Origin of the sequence: Brevibacterium sp. FME37 (assembly GCF_014897485.1) — a bacterium.
Taxonomy (GTDB): domain Bacteria; phylum Actinomycetota; class Actinomycetes; order Actinomycetales; family Brevibacteriaceae; genus Brevibacterium.
In genome coordinates this window covers 365,948-385,254 of the sequence record NZ_JABUYE010000002.1, presented here as the reverse complement: position 1 = coordinate 385,254, position 19,307 = coordinate 365,948, and the positions used below count along the sequence as shown (strand labels likewise).

Annotated in this window: 15 protein-coding genes; 10 read left to right on the top strand and 5 right to left on the bottom strand. The window is 61.4% G+C overall.

Going from position 1 to position 19,307, the window contains the following annotated elements; all coding sequences use genetic code 11:
• Positions 1–16 precede the first annotated feature (16 nt).
• Entirely contained in the window at positions 17–832 is an 816-nt protein-coding gene (locus tag INT29_RS03910; protein ID WP_069599852.1) for a PaaX family transcriptional regulator C-terminal domain-containing protein, read from the top strand.
• Positions 833–977: 145 nt separating this feature from the next.
• On the opposite strand, the gene INT29_RS03905 is transcribed toward INT29_RS03910, so the two are convergent.
• The gene (locus INT29_RS03905) at positions 978–2,288 is read right to left on the bottom strand and encodes an ISL3 family transposase (RefSeq protein ID WP_193070774.1); all 1,311 of its coding nucleotides are present in this window, start codon (positions 2,286–2,288) and stop codon (positions 978–980) included.
• Positions 2,289–2,452: 164 nt separating this feature from the next.
• Between INT29_RS03905 and INT29_RS03900 the strand changes: the two genes are divergently transcribed.
• Positions 2,453–3,412: a DUF4190 domain-containing protein gene (locus tag INT29_RS03900; protein ID WP_226833507.1), complete on the top strand. Its 960-nt coding sequence runs from the start codon at positions 2,453–2,455 to the stop codon at positions 3,410–3,412.
• A gap of 209 nt (positions 3,413–3,621) precedes the next feature.
• On the opposite strand, the gene INT29_RS03895 is transcribed toward INT29_RS03900, so the two are convergent.
• Positions 3,622–5,409, bottom strand: coding sequence for a hypothetical protein (locus INT29_RS03895; protein ID WP_096158548.1), 1,788 nt, complete (start codon positions 5,407–5,409; stop codon positions 3,622–3,624).
• An 80-nt stretch (positions 5,410–5,489) separates the two neighbouring features.
• Here INT29_RS03895 and INT29_RS03890 point away from each other — a divergent pair, with 80 nt between their 5' ends.
• The 5 genes from INT29_RS03890 to INT29_RS03870 all read left to right on the top strand — a co-directional run bounded on the left by INT29_RS03890 (position 5,490) and on the right by INT29_RS03870 (position 12,626).
• Positions 5,490–6,389, top strand: coding sequence for a hypothetical protein (locus INT29_RS03890; protein WP_096158549.1), 900 nt, complete (start codon positions 5,490–5,492; stop codon positions 6,387–6,389).
• 529 nt (positions 6,390–6,918) lie between these two features.
• On the top strand, positions 6,919–8,193 hold the full coding sequence (locus INT29_RS03885) for an IS256-like element ISBli2 family transposase (RefSeq protein ID WP_009882371.1): 1,275 nt from the start codon (positions 6,919–6,921) through the stop codon (positions 8,191–8,193).
• Between the two features lie 913 nt (positions 8,194–9,106).
• On the top strand, positions 9,107–10,591 hold the full coding sequence (locus tag INT29_RS03880) for a sensor histidine kinase (protein ID WP_193070773.1): 1,485 nt from the start codon (positions 9,107–9,109) through the stop codon (positions 10,589–10,591).
• Positions 10,588–11,388, top strand: a complete 801-nt coding sequence (locus tag INT29_RS03875; protein WP_083248702.1) for a response regulator transcription factor — start codon at positions 10,588–10,590, stop codon at positions 11,386–11,388. The genes INT29_RS03880 and INT29_RS03875 overlap by 4 nt, the downstream gene beginning before the upstream one ends.
• Positions 11,389–11,474: 86 nt before the next feature.
• Positions 11,475–12,626 (top strand): fatty acid desaturase family protein, encoded by a 1,152-nt coding sequence (locus INT29_RS03870; RefSeq protein WP_081448551.1) that lies wholly within the window; start codon positions 11,475–11,477, stop codon positions 12,624–12,626.
• A gap of 153 nt (positions 12,627–12,779) precedes the next feature.
• Here INT29_RS03870 and INT29_RS03865 read toward each other — a convergent pair whose 3' ends face one another.
• Complete coding sequence (locus INT29_RS03865) at positions 12,780–13,607, bottom strand: hydrolase (RefSeq protein ID WP_009883039.1); 828 nt, start codon at positions 13,605–13,607, stop codon at positions 12,780–12,782.
• 121 nt (positions 13,608–13,728) lie between these two features.
• Positions 13,729–14,928, bottom strand: coding sequence for a hypothetical protein (locus INT29_RS03860; RefSeq protein ID WP_009883040.1), 1,200 nt, complete (start codon positions 14,926–14,928; stop codon positions 13,729–13,731).
• 122 nt (positions 14,929–15,050) lie between these two features.
• Between INT29_RS03860 and INT29_RS03855 the strand changes: the two genes are divergently transcribed.
• The 3 genes from INT29_RS03855 (at position 15,051) to INT29_RS03845 (ending at position 18,406) form a co-directional block, all read left to right on the top strand.
• Positions 15,051–15,620, top strand: coding sequence for a TetR/AcrR family transcriptional regulator (locus tag INT29_RS03855; protein ID WP_050773370.1), 570 nt, complete (start codon positions 15,051–15,053; stop codon positions 15,618–15,620).
• Positions 15,621–15,807: 187 nt separating this feature from the next.
• Complete coding sequence (locus tag INT29_RS03850; protein WP_009883042.1) at positions 15,808–17,130, top strand: metal-dependent hydrolase family protein; 1,323 nt, start codon at positions 15,808–15,810, stop codon at positions 17,128–17,130.
• An 85-nt stretch (positions 17,131–17,215) separates the two neighbouring features.
• A complete protein-coding gene (locus INT29_RS03845; RefSeq protein ID WP_009883043.1) occupies positions 17,216–18,406 on the top strand; it encodes a M20 metallopeptidase family protein in 1,191 nt (396 codons plus the stop codon).
• A gap of 63 nt (positions 18,407–18,469) precedes the next feature.
• Here the strand turns inward: INT29_RS03845 and INT29_RS03840 are convergent, their stop codons facing one another.
• Positions 18,470–19,207, bottom strand: coding sequence for an MgtC/SapB family protein (locus INT29_RS03840; protein WP_096177456.1), 738 nt, complete (start codon positions 19,205–19,207; stop codon positions 18,470–18,472).
• Positions 19,208–19,307: the final 100 nt, after the last annotated feature.

Here is a 19,307-nt window from a genome sequence, read left to right as displayed (position 1 = left end):
ACCGTAAAGTAGAGGCATGACGGTTCACCCGCAGTCACTCTTCTTCGCGCTCGCCGGCCTGCACATGCTTGATGACCCCAGGCCGCTGAGCGGGGCCTCGATCGTGTTCGTCATGGGCAGGCTGGGTGTGGGGGAGTCGGCGGCCAGGTCCGTGCTGCAGCGGATGGCGGCGAAGAACTTCATCGTGCGACACAAAGAGGGCCGCAAGACCTTCTACACGCTCTCCGATCGCGGACGGGCGATTCTGCGCGAGGGTCAGGAGAAGATGTTCGCCGGCTGGCAGCCCCAGGATTGGGACGGCCGATGGACCTTTGTGCGCATCCAGGTGCCCGAGTCGAAGAGGACACTGCGCCACCAGATGGCGTCGAGGCTGTCGTGGGCTGGTTTCGCTCAGGTGGATGGCGGCCCTTGGGTGGCTCCCGGGCCGCATGATGTTGCCACGATACTGGGGCCGGAGCAGTCGGTGATCTCTCCGATTGTCGTCTATGGCGAGCCTCAGCCCCCGACGTCCGAAGAGATGCTGGCAGGCGCTTTCGACCTGGCGGAGTTGGCCGCCGACTATGAGTCGTTCGGCGAGAAGTGGCGAGCTGTTGATCCGGATTCACTGTCGCCGGTTGACGCGCTGGTCAAGCGAGTCGAGCTCCACTTGGATTGGCTGGCTCTTGCGCGTACGGACCCGCAGCTGCCAGCGACGTTGTTGCCGAAGGGATGGCCGGGGGCCGCGCAGAGTATTTCGTTTCGAGAGCTTGATGCTGAGTTGGGCACTCGGGAAGTTCATGCAGTGTCGGGTTTTTTCGCGGGAGATCTGAATGAACTCTATTCATTTTTGTGACAAGAATCACGTGTTGAGGGAGTATTGAAGACTACGCACGTGACCGAATATTCATGAGAGGTGCTAGCGATAGTAACGGTTGTATAACCATCGGAGTAGTTGAGGTTCCTTGGAAAATATCTGTGTTTCCTGGAGGGTATTCGGCTCATCGTAAATAAGAGTGTAGGACTGTCCTGAATCCGCCGGATTCGAGTAGGCATCTGGCGATGTAATGGGTGAGGTTGCGGAATCCTAGTGCCGATCCTCGAAGGTGTTCGAGCCTGCCGTTGATGGCTTCGGTCGGACCATTCGATGTTCCGGATCGGGTGAAGAACGCCAGCACGTCGGCTGCTCGTCTTTTCAGCGTTCGTCCTAACCGTTTCAGCTCTATCAACCCTGGTGGCAGACCCGACGCCAGGGTATCGATGACTTCCTGAAGGAGTCTCTTGCCTTCGCTACGATCCTCGGCCCGGTAAGCAGCCACGATGTCTTGATAGACAGCCCAGGTGACTTCGACTTCAGTGAGATTGTCGTCAGCGAAAAGCCGCACGATCCTGGCTTGCTGCTTGGTCGTGAGCAAACTGGTACCCGTATGCAGAGTCCTCCGCGCCCGATACAACGGATCCTTCGCCCGTCCCCGATGCCCAGTTGTCTCCTGCTGGACGCGACGACGAACTTCGTCAAGGGCATCACCAGCAAGCTTGACGACGTGGAAGGGGTCCATGACTTCCACAGCATCGGGAAGTTCCTCCGCTGCTGCGGTCTTGAATCCAGAGAATCCGTCCATCGCGACGACTTCGATACCATCACGCCAGGCCTTCGGGCGTGCGGCTAACCATTGCTTGAAGACGTGTTTCGACCGTCCAGGGACCATGTCGAGTAGGCGTGCAGGTCCCGTGGCCTGGCTGATCGGGGTGAGGTCGATGATGACGGTGACGTATTTGTCTCCCCGGCGAGTGTGGCGCCACACGTGCTCATCGACACCAATGACAGACACACCGTCGAAACGATTCGGATCATTGATCAGCAGCCGGTGTCCTTCGGCCAGAACCGCGGAGTTCGCGGTATGCCAGGACACAGCGAGTTTCGCAGCGATCACGGACACGGTGTCGTGATCAACGACGAGTGCACGCAGTGCCCAATCGAGTCCGGACCGGGAGATCTTTGCCCGGGCTGGTGCCGCGGTCGTGGTGTCCTGGCGCCACACGTGGCCGCATTCGATGCACTTGTAGCGACGCACTCGAATGTGGAGTGTCGTGGGCCGGTGGCCGAAGGGTTCATGTGCCAGGCGACGCAGGACGGTGTCGCGGATTTCGCCGTGGCCGCCACACCGGCGGCACCAGTTATCGGTGGTGTTCGGCCGGCATTTCAGCACCGCTTTGTGGGCGGTGATGTGTTGGCCGATGCAGGTGAGGTCGAGGTCGTTGAGTCGGCAAAATGTCGTGAGGTCCGGGGTCGAGAAAGTAGGCTTGGCCACGTCGAGGTCTTCCGTGTGGATTGTGTAGGAACTTCCATCATCGGAAGGCCTCGACGTCTATCCGGGCAGCGACTCGCCGTGTTTGAAGATCACTGACCTACACTCTCGTTTACGAAGAGCCGGGTATTCTGATAGAAAATTGAACTTTCTAGTACCGAGGTAGCATGAGCCAGAACTTTGACCCCAACAGCCGTCCGTCGCAGAGCCCAGCCCAGGGGCAGTCCCAGGCTCCTCAGTATCAAGAGCCCGCCATGCAGGCCAACGGCCAACCGCAGTACAGCGGTGGCCCGCAGTACAGCGGTGCCGATGCGTACGGCGTCAACGGACAGCAGGCTGGTGGAAACTTCGCGCAGCCGCCAAAGAAGCGTCAGAAAAACGTGATGGGTATCGTAGCGTTTATAATCGCTATTGTCGGGTTCATCTTCGGATGCATCCCGGGCGCACTTATTATGGGATGGATTCTTCTTCCAATTGCGTTCCTTTTGGCAATCATTTCGTTTTTTCTTAAGGGCGGAAAAGGATTCTCCATTTCGGCATTGATTTTGTCGGTCGTTGGAACCATCGTGGCGATTCTTGTGTTCTTCTTTGTGGTTGCTTCCTCGGTCGACGATGCTTTCAGCGATGATGTGTCAGCGGAGGCCCCGGCTGAAGAAGTCGTGGACGAGGCCGGCGATGCAGAGGAAGCTGGAGCCGAAGAAGGTACCCGAGAGAACCCATACGCTGTCGGAACCAAGATCAGCAGCGAAAACTGGGACATGACGATTACGAACGTCACCTTGGATGCCACCGACGAAGTCCTTGCAGAGAGCGAGCTCAACGAGACGCCAGATTCCGGCAACCAGTACATGATGATCGACGTCGAAATGACATATACAGGCGACGCACCCGACGGGGAAATGCCGATGGCCACCTTTGAATACGTTTCAGCTGGCGGCAATACTTTTGATGGCCTCGACGACATGGTGGTAGCGCCGAACGCGCTCGACACGTTGGAGAACATGTACAACGGTGCATCGACTTCCGGGTCCATTGCCATCCAGATTCCATCAGAAGACGCCGAAGCCGGTGTGCTGGCAGTCAACCCTGACATGCTCGCTGACAAGGTCTATGTCGCAGTGAAATAGGAACCGCCGGAAGCGGTCTGCCGACGTTGACCTACCCTGCAATATGATTCCCCGTTGTGACGCCCCTCTGTCTTCGGTTCGTTGCACTTGACGTGCAACATTCGGTATGAGGAGGGGTTTCATCGGGGTCTACGGCATGTGCGCGCTCCAAACAGATGTCGTGGCAAGGAGGCCTGAGTCACTGGCCGCATACCGGCCCTCTTCGCCCCTCACTCAATAGTGGCGTCGCGCATCGCCATGAGGTCCGCCCGCGCCAGTGATGTCAGCAACGCAGGATCACCCAGATCGAGCTCCTGGGCCTCCAGCGAGTAGGAGACGTTCTTGAGCATCGACTTAGCCCGTGCAGTCGGCTGTGTCGTGGCCCCAGCGGCCAACATCATCGTCTGAATCGTGCGCTGGCGAACCTCGGCGATGAACCACCGGTTGTTCTTTCCCGCGATCCAGCACAGAGCGGCGATCGCCGGCGGGTGGGCGAAGCCCCGGCGGAATGCTGCAGGGTTCGTCCGAGCTGTGAGATTCAGGATCCGCAGTACGGCAGTCGTCATCTCCGGATCTCGGAAATGGGCGTCGGCGAAGCGGGCCAGGTCGGCGGCCAGCGCCTGAACTTGAGGGAGCACCTTCGGGCTGATGCCGCCGGTGCTGAAGTCCTCGGCGGGCAGCGGCTCCTCATCGAGGGAGGCGAGGTTCTCCTCACCGCCTGCCCGCAGTCGAAGTTCTTCCCTCCAGAGTTTGGCGTCCTCCGCAGTGATCGCCCGAGGATCGAATCCTCGACCGGAGTTCGGATCGAGCCCCATTGTGCTGAGCTGTTCGATCAGCCCTTCTGGCAGTTCGACATCCGATGGCAGGCCCAGAAGGTCTGCGAGCCCAGAGGCGGGGGCCCCGGATGCGCTGGAACCCTCGGATACGCGGCGGCGATACTCGGGGAGAGCTTCATCAATCGCCTCGAGGGCCGAGGTTGTGAACTCCGGCGAGGTGCCTGAGCGCTCATTGGCGAATCGAACCACTGCGGCAAGGACTGTGGGCATGCTGAGCATGAACTCGTCATCTGCGAGGACCTTGCGCGGGTAGAGATCGCCCATGATCATATTGACAGCGGTCGCGCCCCATTTGAGTGGCTCGCCGGACCCGTGGGTGAGCTGAAAATCGAAGAGACGTTCAGCGTGCATCGCGGCATCGGATCGGATCTCCTGTGCCCAGGACGAAGCGAGGAAATCGGTGACCAGAGAGCCGATCTCGTCTTCCGTCCATTCGTGGGGTTCCTCAACCTCTCCGCCGTCAGGCAGGAGCCGCAGCATCCAGGCCAGGAGCAGTCGCACCGAGGGCCAGGTGTCGGTTTCCGTGGGTGGCATCATGTGGTCGCCGTGATCGACGAATTCCTCGATCTGGGCTCGCGCATTCGCCAGCGTCAGTTCGATGTGATCGGAGGGCATCTGCGGATTGTCCGCGGCCAGTCGCTGGATCGAATCGATGGTGTCGTCGATCGGATAGCAGTCCTCGAGGTAGGGGATGCCCAGCCGGGTCACTGCCACAGCCATCGTGACAGGCTGCCCTGAGAGCGAGAATTCGACGAACAGTGTCTCTTCGTGGCCGAGCTCGTGGCGCAGTGAAGCAGCGGCGACAGGTGACACTGAATCAAGGCTGCGCAGCCACTCCGGTAGTGACTGTGACCTGGAATCGACGGCACGGTGGATGCGTCGTCGCAACAATGGGTCGTCGAACATGGCGGCCCAGATGAGCAGGAGCGCGTCGGTCTCTGGCGCCGCTGATTCCATCATCGCCGAGGTGAGGGTAAGGAACTGCTCCGAGAGCGGGCTCGACTCGACTTTGGGAGGCATCGAGAATGGTGATGAACCATCGTCCTCGTCGACATTGGCGGCGTACCCCATGGAGCTCGCGGCCAGAAGCAGCGGGACAGGACTCGGATCGGCAAGGACAGCCGAGAGTTCGGCGAGAAGGTCGGGTTCGTCGCTCGGTGGCTCCGGTGGCTGTGAAGGCATGCTCCCACGCTATTGCATCAGAGGCTGACATGCATCGGATTCGATGAGCTCGCCGCGCATGTGATTGTTACTCTGAACGGGTGGTGGCCAAGAAATTCGATCGTACGCAGTTCTTCCGCACAACCTCGGGCTTCGACCGTGACGACCTGGAGAAGATGCTCTGGACTCTCTACTGGCGCGGCGACGCCCGGACGCGAGAACGGGTCGAGGAGCTCATCGACCCGTCTCAGGTGACCGTCACGGCCCCTGCGCCGCCATCGGCCGAAGTGGTTCGCAGGAACGTCAAGGAGTTCGCTGCTCTGGCTCGTGCCGGAGCATATCTTGCACGAGATCGTCGGGTCTCGCCCAAGGAGCGCACGCGGTGGCGGTTCACCTACAAGGACCACTTCGCACAATCGTTCGCGGCTCTGTCGGCCGGAACCGGTGAAGAGATTCGCCCTGCCGTCGAGGCGGTGAGCACACTCATCACTCTGGCCTGCGAAACCGAAGGGTTCGACTACTTCCGCTCCGAGGACCCGATCGAAGCATCGAAGGTCGTGATCTCAGAGATGGTCGACCAACTGTGGACTGGTATAGGCCGGGCTCTGGGCCCGGAGGAGCTGTGCCGACTCTCGGCCGTTCAGATCGTTCACTGGGAACGCAAATACGGGTGGACTCGTTTCGGATTCGGCCGAACGTCAGAAAAGGAATCGACGTTGGCCGAGGTGCTGCCTCGTCACCTGCTGACCCCTGACATGTGGAGCAGCTTCACCGAGCACTACATTCATGAACTCGACACGGTGGCGGGCAAGAAGTCACCGAGCTACGGCACGGTCTCCGCACGGACCGATGCCTTGGAGCCGCTCAACAAGTCACTCATCGAACGTCTGCACGCGTCAGGGGCAGATGATCGCATCGCTGCACTGCTGGACAATCGGGGTCTGACTGCGAACGGCAGAAAGAGAATGCGGGGCTATCAGCGGGCGCTCGATTCCAACTGAATCTGCCATCCGCAATGGTCTTCAGTCGCGTCGAATTCGCCCTGAGAAGGCTCGGCGAGCTTCTTTGACCAATCGTCGCCGTCAACCCGATCGCCCTTCTACGAACTCCACTGCTCAACGAAGAGAGTTCAGCATGCCGTTGCGCTGAGGTGCCGTTGCCCCCGCAATGTTCGTTATTGTCGAAGTCGGTAGATCGAGGCGGACCAGCAACAGGTTCGGATTCCTATCCAGGAGGAGGTGAGGCCCGTGTGTAGTTTGAGGCCCGTGTGTAGTTCTTGTATTGAGCCGATAGCATCACTTTATGGACCTAGCGCAAACTCGGTGGCGCGTAGCGCTTGTTGGAACCGATAGTCCAGAGGGGCGGTACTGGCCGGAGACATGCGAACCTCACGAGAAGCATGGACCCAAAGAGGGTGAGTCCCATAGAGTGGTGGCATTCCCACCAGGGACTTCACCCCCAAAAATGTGAAGAACCATCGTGGGATCCCGCTAGTAGTTCCGCCAAGAACCTCACGAAAGGCATCCCACGATGGCTGACCCCAATTCTGCCGTGTCGACCCTGATCAACCAAGTCCTGACCGACCCTGACCTCGCCCACTCCGACGTGTTTAGGCAAATGCTCCAAGCTGGCCTCCAGGACCTCATCGAAGCCGAAGCCACCGCCACGATCGGTGCCGCCCGCTACGAACGCAGCGAAGACCGTTCAACACGCCGTAACGGGTCGCGGAAGAAGACCCTGGCAACTCCCTCGGGAGAAGTCGACCTGGCGATCCCGAAGCTACGGAAAGGCTCGTTCTTCCCGTCCCTGCTCAATCCCCGTCGGCGGGTCGATAAGGCCCTCTACGCCGTCATCTGCCAGGCCTGGATCGACGGAGTCTCGACGAGGAAGGTCGATGACCTTGTGCGTGCTTTGGGCAACGAGTCCGGGATCTCTCGGTCGACGGTGTCGCGGATCTGTGCCGACATCGACGAGGCAGTGGCCGAGTTCCTGGCCCGTCGACTCGATCACACGTGGTTTCCCTACCTCTTCGTCGACGCCACCTATGTCGATGTCCGCCACCGGGGTCGTGTCGTGTCTCAGGCCGTGGCTGTGGTCACGGGTGTCTCATCACAGGGCAGGCGGGAGATCCTGACCATGAGTGTCGGAGATGCCGAGTCCACGGACTTCTGGACACAGGTCCTGCGTGGGCTGCGTGAGCGGGGGTTGAAGGTGAGCACCGAGACTGATCCCGAAGGGGTCGCGCTGGTGATCTCTGATGCTCATTCGGGGATCAAGGCCGCGGTCAAAGCGATCCTGCCCGGTGCTGGGTGGCAGCGGTGTCGAGTCCACTTCGCTCGTAACGTCACTCAGCGCCTTGGCAGTGCGCACTCGAAGCCGGTCAACGCGTTGATCTCAACGATCTTCGCCCAGACCACAGCCGAGGCCGTCATTGCCCAGTACAAGCAAGTCGCTGAGAGTCTGCGGGCGTCGTTTCCCGACATCGCCGACATGCTCGAGTCCGCCGAGGTCGATTTGACGGCGTTCGTGTCCATGCCCAGGCAGCATTGGCAGAAGATCTGGTCGAATAACCCGATCGAGCGGTTGAACAGGGAGATCAAACGCCGTGCTGATGTCGTTCAGATCTTTCCGAACCGGGAGTCGGTGACTCGGTTGATCGGGGCCGTGTTGCAGGAACAGCACGAGGAATGGCAGTACGGTGAGAGACGCTATTTGTCGGAGATCTCGATGCGCAAACTCGTGACGGTGTTGCATGGGCAGACCGAGGTCGACCCGGTCGGGGTGGTGATGCCGCTGACCGCGTGATTCGTAGCCCGACCCCGCTGCTTAATACCAAGTTAAAGGAACTACCGAAGAACACCACGAAAAGGGACTTGACCAAACTACTTGGTGCGAATGCCGAAATCTGGCCTTGTCGAATACGAATTCTCCCATGGTGTGACCGCCGGTGTTACGGCTCCAGACCAACCTGTCGATGCTGCTCAAGCACTTGAGCTCTATGCACTATCGGGGATCAGTCCAAAAAGGTGGCGGGTCCCAACAGAAATGGTTCCTCCGCCACCGAACATTCTTGTGCTCACGCCCGGCGAGACGACGATTCGAAAACGTGACGAGGAAAAGCAGCGCGAACGAGAACGGGCAGACCATCAGCAATGTCTGCAGGAGAACTATGACCTCGCAAAGACCAAGCGCCGACAACTGATGATCGATCGGATGCAGGATTGGGACAATGCAGTATTCCAGCTCTGCCTGCCGCCAGGGGCGGATCCTGTGACCATGAAGCGCCTACCTCGGGGCCGTCGGAGAGGCTTTCCGCGTTCCAAGGCTAAGAAGGGGCCCGATGGTTGGTCTTCGAAGAGTGAGTACATGCGAATGAGCAGAGCCTGGCAAGCCGCACGCGTGCAGTGGGAACATGACAGCGCGAATGACCCACCACCATTCTGATCCTCGCTTCACTGATCTGAGCCCCCAACTGTGTAGTTTGAACCTCGCTTCACTGATCTGAATTTCACTGGATCGGTCTGAACGTTTGGCAGAGGCCAGGGACCACCTCGGCGGTCCTTGGCTTCTGCTGTCTGGTCTGTGCGGCCCGGAGAGGGGCAGGTTTGGGACTCTCACGGGACGCATAGCTGTGTTTGCTAATGTCACACTGACGAAGTGTGCCAGGCGATTCGACCCCTCGGATCGATTCAGAGCCGCAGAAGGAGAACCGGAATTCGTGCTGCTCAGCAAGCTGTTCGACAGATTCCTGCCAGCCGACCGCAGATTCAACCCTGAGGCTCTGGCCTGGATAGCGGTGATCTTCACCGCCATCGTGATGCTCGCAGTCGAATCCTCGATCGCGGTGGGAGTCCACGAAGCACCCGTCGCGCTGGCATTCATCATCACCGTCATCCACGCAGGATCGATGCCGCTGTCAATGCTGCGCCCACTCTTCGGCGTGATCGTCTCAGCCATCGCCTGTGGTGTCCTACCGCTGCTCGGCCCGTATCTTGCCGGCAATCCATGGCCGTGGATGGTGCCGATGATGATCACTCAGATCCTCATCATCCTCATCGTCGGACTCCGCGCCCACTGGGGCGTCGCATTGGCCGCGCTGCTGGCCAGCATCGCCGTCTCTGCGGCCGCAGCCGTGATCGGACATTTCCAGTACCCCGAGAGTCGGTCGGAATCATCGATCGTCAACATCGTCATCTTCTCCTGCATCGCCGGCGGCTTCTACGTGGCTGCCATCATCGTTCAGCAGTGGCACCTGATCCGTTCACAGCTGCTGCAGGAGCAGGAGAACACTGCCGAAGAGCATTCCAAGCGCGTCGTGGTCGAGGAGAAGACGCGAATTGCCCGCGAACTCCACGACATCGTCGCCCACAGCATGTCGATCATCAACATTCAGGCCTCGAGCGCACCATTTCGCCACCCCAATATCGATTCGGATGTGGAAAGGGAATTCGAGGACATCTCCGTCTCCGCTCGCAATGCCCTCACCGAGATGCGAGGACTTTTAGGGGTGCTGCGCAATGAGGAATCGAACCAGCAGCTGGCACCTCAACCCAAGTTCTCCGAGGTTGAGGGCCTGGTGAAGAAGGCACAGCAGGCTGGAGTCAACGTCACCATGGAACGCAGCGGGGGACCGCTAGATCGCAGCCTGCGCGACAGCACCGGGCTGGCCGGGTATCGCATCGTCCAGGAAGCGCTGAGCAACGCCATCCGTCACGCCACTGAATCGCAGATCCATATCAAGATCGACAGCGGCGGCACCGCTTTGTGGATCAATGTCTTCAACACCGCGGGAAAAGGCCCCTCTGAGGCCGCGAAGAACGAAGTTCACCGTCATCAGGGGCTTATCGGGATGAGGGAACGCGCGTCCTCGGTCGGAGGCGAACTTCGGACCGGCTGGACCGGAAGCGGAGGCTTCGAAGTGGCGGCGGTGCTGCCGCTGTCCGTGGCCGATGCGCGCAAGTCAGGCTCAGATAAGCCCGGTTCACGCGAAGCTGACGAGACAGACGAAGCTGACGAGACAGACGATCGCGACGTCAGCGCCGACCAGGACATAGGTGCGGTCCCGGACGCCGACACAGGCACAGACACAGGCACAGACACAGGCGCAGAAGACGTCACTGCCGCAGAGGCAGACGCGCTCACAAGCGCCGAGGCAGACGACACAGCGGGTCAATCGCAGGGTGATGAGAGGAGCAACGCGTGATTCGCATCGTGATTGCCGATGATCAGGCAATGGTTCGAGCAGGCTTCGCCGCGTTGTTGGACGCACACCCCGACATCGAGGTGGTGGGCCAGGCACAAGACGGTGTCGAATGCGTCAGCCTTGTCGCCGAGCTGAAGCCCGACATCGTCCTCATGGACGTGCGCATGCCCGAACTCGACGGCATCGAAGCCACCCGCGAGATCCTCTCGGCCCGGAGCCGTCAATCCGCGAACACTGCTGCGTCGGTGAACGCTGGCAAACCTGGGTTCGCCGGCCAGACTGGGATCGCCGGCCAGCCCGCGAACGCAGAGATATCGAAATCGGCTGTGTCCACCTCGGAGACAAGCGGTATCGGCGATGACGTTCCGCGCATCATCATGCTCACGACCTTCGACATCGACGACTATGTCTTCGATGCGATCCGTGCCGGTGCCAGCGGCTTCCTCCTCAAAGATGCCCCGCCCAATGAGCTCGCCGAGGCGGTGCGGGTGGTGGCCTCGGGCGATGGGCTGCTGGCCCCAAGCGTCACCCGTCGCGTCATCGAGCATTTCGCCGCGGGTCCGCAGACATCGAACGCGGAGGCACTGCCTGATCTCACCGACCGTGAACGCGAGATCCTGGTGCTGGTGGCACGCGGCCAGACGAACACAGAGATCGCTGCCACGCTCTTCATCGCCGTCCAGACCGTGAAGACTCACGTCTCACGAATCCTTTACAAACTCGACATCAGAGACCGTGCGCAGGCGGTCATCGCCGCCTACGAATCCGGGCTTGTGGTGCCTGGAGCAAAAGCCTGATCGTCCACCCCCTACCGGAGTAGGGGGTGGAATACGGTGCCGTGGGGTGATGCCAAACGAATGGTCCCTCTCGTACCGTAAGTAATATGGAATCAGTAGATGTCGTGAATAGGACGCTGTCGACACCCACTCTTGGGAAAGAAACAAGGGCGGAGGTGCTCGAGAAGAGGCGAGCTAATCGCGGTACCGAGAAGCAGGAGTTCACCAGCGATTTCAGTGCGCTGATGGCCCAGGTCAAAGAGGCTGGTCTGCTGGCTCGACGACCCGGCTGGAACACGCTGCGCTTCGTCCTCCTCGGAATCTCCTACGTCGTCGCCTTCGCGATGCTCTTCCTCATCGGCGAAAGCTGGTGGCAGATGGCCACGGCCGTCGTCTTCGGAATCCTCTTCACCCAGACGGCTTATGTCGCCCACGATGCGGCTCACCGTCAGATCTTCACCAATGGCAAGGTCGGCGAGTGGGTGTCGACCATCATCGGCAACCTGTTCATCGGCCTCAGCTTCGGCTGGTGGCTAAAGAAGCACAACGCTCTCCACCACGCCAATCCGAACAAGGCCGGCGTCGACGGCGACATCGCCCCCGGTGCACTGATCTTCGACCCTGCAGATGCCCAAGGACTCACCGGGTTGCGCAAGTGGCTTGCGGCCCATCAGGGTTGGTTCTTCTTCCCACTGCTGACTTTGGCGGGAGTGCAGCTGCACGTGAACTCGGTCAAGGCGATTCTCGTCGGCCAGTCCTCGATCAAGCGCCGTTGGATCGAAGGCATCTTCATCGGCATCCGCATCATCGGATTCCCCCTCATCGCAATCTGGGCCGCCGGACCACTCATCGGCATCGTCTTCACGATCGTCCAGGTCATGGTCTTCGGTGTGCACATGGGCGGCTCGTTCGCTCCCAACCACAAGGGACAGCCGATCGTTCCCAAGGACGTGAAGATCGACTTCCTGCGTCGCCAGACACTGATGTCACGCAACATCTCCGGCGGACGTCCGATGGGCTTCCTGATGGGCGGACTGAACTACCAGATCGAACATCACCTGTTCCCGAGTATGCCCAGCGTCAACCTGCACAAGGTTCAGCCGATGGTCCGCGAATACTGCGCTCAGAAGGACATCAAATACACGGAGACGACGCTCTTCGAATCGTTCGGCATCATCGTCCGCTACCTCAACCGGGCCGGACTCGGCCAGGCCGATCCCTTCGACTGCCCGGTCACCGCACAGTTCCGCTCACGCTGAGCTAGCCGCACATCTCCATCGGCGAACAAGCCGACCAGGACGATTCCACGCAAACCCCCACTGCCACCTCGGCGGTGGGGGTTTCTGCTTCGTGCATGTTGCTCAGGTCGTCGAGAATCAGGCCAGGTGCTCGGATCAGGCCAGGTACACGAATCAGGTCAGGTGGTCGTGAGCACCGGAGACCCACTCGGCATAGCGCTCGGCCGAGCTCGCCACCGCCTCTTTGGCTCCGCTCGAGATCATCTGCCCGAAGTTGCCGTACATGCGATCGAAGTCGAGGTCAGCCACCGAGGCGGCGACGCGTCTGACGACCTGTGCCGACAGCGGCAGATAGTTGGGGAAGCTGCGCATGAACGTCACCCAGCCCGACCGGGCCACCGGTGCGATTGTGTCTCCGCTGAGCATGACGCCGCGGCCGTCCTGACCAGTCCACAAAGCCACAGCGCTGCCCGGGAAATGGCCGCCCGTTCGCTGCAGTCGGACGCCGGGAACGGGTTCCGCGACGTGATAGTAACGCCAGATGTTGGGGCCCTCGCGCTGAACCCAGTCGGCATCGGCACGGCAGACGAAGATCGGGGCATCGTCAAAGGCCGCGCTCCACTCGAGCTGCAGGCCGAACATGTGGGGATGGCTGGCAGCGATGGCCTGAACACCGCCGAGGTCGGAGACTGCGGCGATGACGTCCTCGTCGATGTAGGGTGGGACTTCGAAGAGCAGATTGCCGTGCTCGGTCTGTGCCAGATAGCATGTCTGTCCGATGCCCAGCTTCGGTTCCACCCGCAGAGCATAGAGGCCGGGTTCGCGTTCGACGATGGAGACGCTGTGGTGTTCGGATTCGAGCTCTTCACGCGTCGTCCAGTCCTGGCCTGACTCCGGCAGCCACTGGCGCTCATCCGAACAGATCGGGCAGACATCCGGTGGAGGCGTAGTCGTTTCGACACCGCACGTTCGGCAGATCGTCACGTTCGTCAGTGCTGTCATCGGGGAAAACCTCCTGCACCCGAGGATAGTCCTCGGGTGCAGGAGGGGCCAGGTACCCGAGGTCGGGTGTGGCGCGAAGGGCCCTTGTCGGGTCACCCCCGTTGGTGAGCCGGAGAGCAGCTCAGCTCACAGCGGCGCGCTTCTTCGAATGGGCCAGAAGGTGACCGACGAGGATGAGGGCGATGCCCAGGACGAACCACCCGATGAGCACCCACCACTGCATCGTCATGGGCGCACCCGGGAAGTAGGAGAGGTCTCGCAACAAGGTTCCAGAGGCACCCGGGACCAGGAACTGACCGATGTCTCCCCAGGCTCCTGCGAGGAATTCCTTCGGTGCTTGGAGCGAGGCGATCGGATTGCCGATGAACATCGTGAGCACCGCGCCGATGGCGATGCCCCCTGGGCCTATCAGCGAGACGAAGCCGTTGATGAGTGCCGCCGTTGCCGCCACAGCAAGTCCGGCAGCCAGCACGTTGAGCCCGAAGTTGCCCTGCAGAATGCCGAACCAGGTCTGCAGAACGAGAGTGAGTGCAAGTCCGCCGATTGCCCCGTAGGCCAGTACCGCGACGGCACGCATGCGGCGCGAGTGGACGATCATGCTGGTGAGCACACCGCCGACGATTCCGCCGATGGTCAGAGGCAGGCCGGCTATCGCGAGGCCGGCACCGGTGGAGTCATTGTCGTTGAGCGGAACGACGTCGGTCACCGTGACCTGGGGGACCTCCATCGCCGAGGTGGTTGGGGCCTGTGCTTGCTCACCGGGGTTTTCCTGGGGTCCGGCAGGACCCTGAGATGCAGGGCTTTGAGATGCTGGGCCCTGAGATGCTTTCGCCAATGCGTCCTGCATCTCCTTCATTCCATCCTGCATTCCCGACATCGCCTGTTTGTCGATCTTCTGCTGCATCTGTGAGGCGATCCCATTCAGCTGTTGGGCAACGGCGGGGGAGGCTGCGGTTGAGGTGAGGATCTCGGGTTCGTCACCAACGATGAATGCTCCGTAGACCTCTCGCTCACGGATGAGCTGTTGCGCCTCGGCGCGGGAATCGACCTTCTTGAGATCGAGCATTCCGTCGGGGGCGTTAGCGGTGATCTGATCGATCTGCTTCTGATCGCCGACGGCTGCCACCGAAAGGTCTTTGGGTTCGGATGTCACGGTCGGCCAGCTGAATGCCAGCAGAATGATGGTGACGATGGCCGCGGCGAAGATGGCTGCGAGCAGAGCCTGCTTGATGCTGGGTTTGGGTGCACCCTTGGCGGTTTCGGCCTCGGCATCGGGGGCAGTCTCGGCTGAGTCCGAGGTGGCGAGGATTCTCGTCTGCATGCCTGTCCAATCATTGAAAACGAATACTCGTTCTTTTTACTCCTGCGGGTACGATATATCAAGAATGGTCATTCGTTTTTGGGGGATTGGTGCCGAAGGTCACGGACGAACACAGAGAGGCCATGCGCACGCGGATTCAGGATGCCGCGCTTACGTGCTTCTCTCGCAAGGGCTTTGCCGGGGCGTCGATGGCCGACATCATCAGGGAGGCGGATCTCTCCGCCGGTGCCGTCTATGTCTACTACTCGTCCAAGGCCGAGCTCACTCTCGATGCCGGCAGGCGAATCATGGAACAGCGGGCAGCCGAACTGCAGGATTTCGGGTCGGCAGACGAGGTCCCGCCTCCTCAGCAGGTCTTCCCGAATCTGCTGAACACGATTCTCCGCGACTCACCATTCGCCCCGCTGCTGTTGCAGGTGTGGGCAGAGGCATCGCACTCGCCCGACTTCGCGAAGGTCGCAGCGAAGATCTATACAGACCTGATTGATCGCTTCACGGCCTATCTGAGCGCGTATTTCCACCGGGGAGCAGGGCTGGGCACAGATGCGGCGGAGGCGAAAGCTGAGCAGATCGCTCCCGCGGTCCTTGCGCTGATGCAAGGCGCCATCGTGCAGAACGCGATCTTCGGTGAGGATTCGCGTGAGCGCATTGCCAGCGCCATCGAAGCGCTGCTGACAGAGATCGCGGACTGAGGCACTGACCGCGGAGTTCGAAGACTGGAAGTATGCGTCTGAGGCTCCAACCTCGCGCCTGGGCTCGATGTTCTCTGGCCGACACTCTTTTCGGCCATGATGCGATCACTGCACACCGCAGGGCGAAGAATGGTCAACAATGGCACCTGAAGCGCACGCTCGTCTGTCGAAAGGACCACGACCTCCCATGTCGATCGCCTACCTCCCCGCCACGAACCGCGAATCCGAGCACATCATCCTGCGCGGAGCCACTCTCATCGACGGCAACGGCGGTGACCCGATCACAGACTCCGAGATCGAGGTCAGGGACGGACACATCGTCTACGTCGGGTCCCGGCGCGACGAAGGAACCACCTCGGCGAGGGAGGGCAACGACGCAGGTGACACGTCCCCTCGTGTCATCCAGCTGCAGGGCAAGACGATCATGCCCGGCTTCATCGACTCCCACGTGCACTTCGGACTCACGGTCGAGAACCCGGCGGCGAACCTCGCCCGCTTCGCCTCCGAGCGGATCGTGCGCAGCGTTGTCAACGCCCGGAACACGCTCATGGCCGGAGTCACCACGGCGCGTGACCTGGGTGGAACGGACCGCGGCATTCGCGACAGCATCGAGCAGGGACTGATCCTGGGGCCGCGGATCCACTTGGCCATCAGCCCGCTGTCACCGACCGGTGGGCACACCGACTTCACTATGCCCAACGGCATGCCCACCATGCCCCCGATGCCCGTCGACCCGATCATCGACACCGACGACGATGTGCGCCGGACCATTCGCACCCTCGTGCGCTCCGGAGCCGACGTGATCAAGGTCTGCACCACCGGTGGCGTCTCGAGCCCAACCGATACACCCGATGACATCGGCGTTCCAGAAGAACACGTGCGGCTCATCGTCGAAGAGACCGCCAAGCGAGCAGGTCAGCCCGTCGCCGCCCACGCCCAGGGGCCCGAGGGCATCAAGGCCGCTATCCGCGGCGGAGTGCGCTCCGTCGAACACGGTTACGGAATCGACGATGAAGGCATCGAGCTCATGCTCGAACACGGCACCTTCCTCGTCCCCACGCTCAGCAGCGCACTGCGGATACCGGACCCGAAGAACGTGCCCGGCTATCTGTACGAGAAGAAGGTCAAGTGGTCAGCGATCGCACGCGAACGTGTCGCCGTTGCCATGGCCGCCGGGGTGAAGGTCGCACTGGGAACCGACGCTGGGGTGTGCCCGCACGGGCTCAACCTGCGCGAGGAGATGCACGCCGTCGAACTCAGTCTGACACCGATGCAGGCGATCGTGGCCGGCACGAAGAACGCGGCCGAACTGCTGCGACTCTCAGCCGACGTCGGCACTCTCGAGGAAGGCAAACTCGCCGACCTCGTCGTTGTCGACTTCGATCCGCTGGCCGATATCACTGCGTTGGCTGAACCCGACAACGTCAAGGCCGTCGTCCAGGGCGGATCCCTGGTCAAGGACTCTGCCGGCTGGTTCGGCTCCGCCCCTGTCTCCTCGGCGCTCGGATAATACTGACCTCACCACTCACCATTTCTACGCACCGCCTCCGCGCACCAGCTCCACCCACCATCTCGACCACAGAAGAGGTACCTCAATGACGACTGACTTCCGGACAGAGGCTCTGTCCCTGACCACCGAACTGCGTGACCTGCGTCGCGTGCTCCACCGCAACCCTGAGCTGGGACTCGAGCTGCCCTTCACTCAGCAGAAGATCCTCGACTCGCTCGAGGGCCTGCCACTCGAGATCACCACAGGTCAGGGCCTCAGCTCGGTCGTCGCCGTGCTCCGCGGCGGCATGCCCGGTCCCACGGTTCTGCTGCGCGGAGACATGGATGCCCTGCCCGTCACCGAAGCCACCGGACTCGACTACGCATCGATCAACGGAAACATGCACGCCTGCGGTCACGACCTGCACGTGACGGGTCTGGTGGGAGCGGCCAAGCTCCTGTCCGCTCACCAGGCAGAGCTGGCCGGGACGGTGGCATTCATGTTCCAGCCCGGCGAAGAGGGACCGGGCGGAGCCCAGCGCATGCTCGACGAAGGGATGTTCGAGACCATCGGATCGACTCCCGACTCCGCCTACGCCATCCACGTCGCCCCGGGAGTTCCCGGCACATTCGTCGGTCGCCCCGGCACGGTCATGGCCGGAGCCAATACGCTGCACGTGACGATGCACGGCAAAGGTGGGCACAGCTCCCGCCCCGAGGACGCCACCGATCCCATTCGTCCGCTCCTGGAGTTCGGCCAGGCACTGTATTCGATGATCACCGGATCGTTCAGCGTCTTCGATCCCATTGTCGCCGAGGTGACTCAGCTGGAGGCCGGCACCGCCGTCAACATCATTCCCGCGACGGCGAAGCTCGGCGCCTCCGTGCGTACCATGTCGGCCGAGACGACGAAGAAGTTCCCTGCAGCCGCGACTCGCCTGGCAGAGTCGATCGCCGCCGCACACGAATGCACCGCCGAGGTGGTGTGGACCGAGCAGTACCCCGTGACGGTCAATGACGCGCAGGAAATCGAGTTCGTTGCCGAGACGCTGACCGAAGCCTTCGGGGCGCATCGCTACGTGACCGCCCCGAACCCGGTCATGGGTTCCGAGGACTTCTCCTTCGTGCTCAATGAGGTACCTGGGGCGTTCCTCTTCATGTTCGTCTCTCCGGAGGACGTCGATCCTGCAACCGCAGCGACGAACCACTCGCCTGAGGTCCTCTTCGACGACGCACACCTGCCGGACCAAGCGGCAGCGCTGGCCACCCTAGCCTGGCAACGAACGCTGCGAGGCTGAGTCCTGGCCTGAGGCGCACAGGCCTGAGGTACACAGGCCTGCGCTGGCTTGCGAGGGGCCAGGTCAGACGGTGTCGCCGTCCTCGTCGACAGAGTGGACCCGGTCCTCGCGCATGCTCACCTTGTCCACGCCGGACAGTTCCATCAAGGGAGGGATCAGGAGGTGCAGGGAAGGTCTGCCCTCGAACTTCACGTCGATCTGGACCATCTTCACTCCGTCCTCCGATTCGAAGCGTTTGGAGTCGAGGATCGTGTTCGAATACCCCATGTTTCCGGCCACGGCGAGGATATCGCGGAGGATCCCGGACCCATCCTTATAGGCGATGCGCAGCAGCTTGCGGTGCGAGTCGTCGGGGATACGGCGGATCAGGGGAGCGATGACGAACAGAGTCAGCAGGTGGAGTGCGGTGAGCATCATGGCCAACGACAGCATTCCCGCGCCGCAGGCCATGCCCACGGCGGCCGTGACCCACACAGTGGCGGCCGTCGTGAGACCGCGCACCATGTTCCGGCCCTTGAAGATGACACCCGCACCAAGGAAGCCGATGCCCGATACGATCTGCGCGGCGATCCGCGACGGATCCAGGCGAGCCTCGTCGCCGAGCACGGCGGCGAACCCGTAGGCGGAGACCAGCGTGAACGCGCACGTGCCGATGCCCACGAGAACGTGTGTGCGATAGCCGGCGCTCTTCTGCCGGAACTGCCGTTCGAAGCCGATCAGCGAGCACAGGACGAAGCTGGCCAGGAGCAGTTCCGCCTCGACGAGGCCGGTCGGACCGAAGAATTCGATGTGAGAGCCCATAGTGCTTCTGACTTTAGCCCCTCATCTGTGCACGACGTCGCCTTTCGCATTGAACACCGGGCACTGAACACCGCACCACACGTCAGAACAGGCCAGCGCC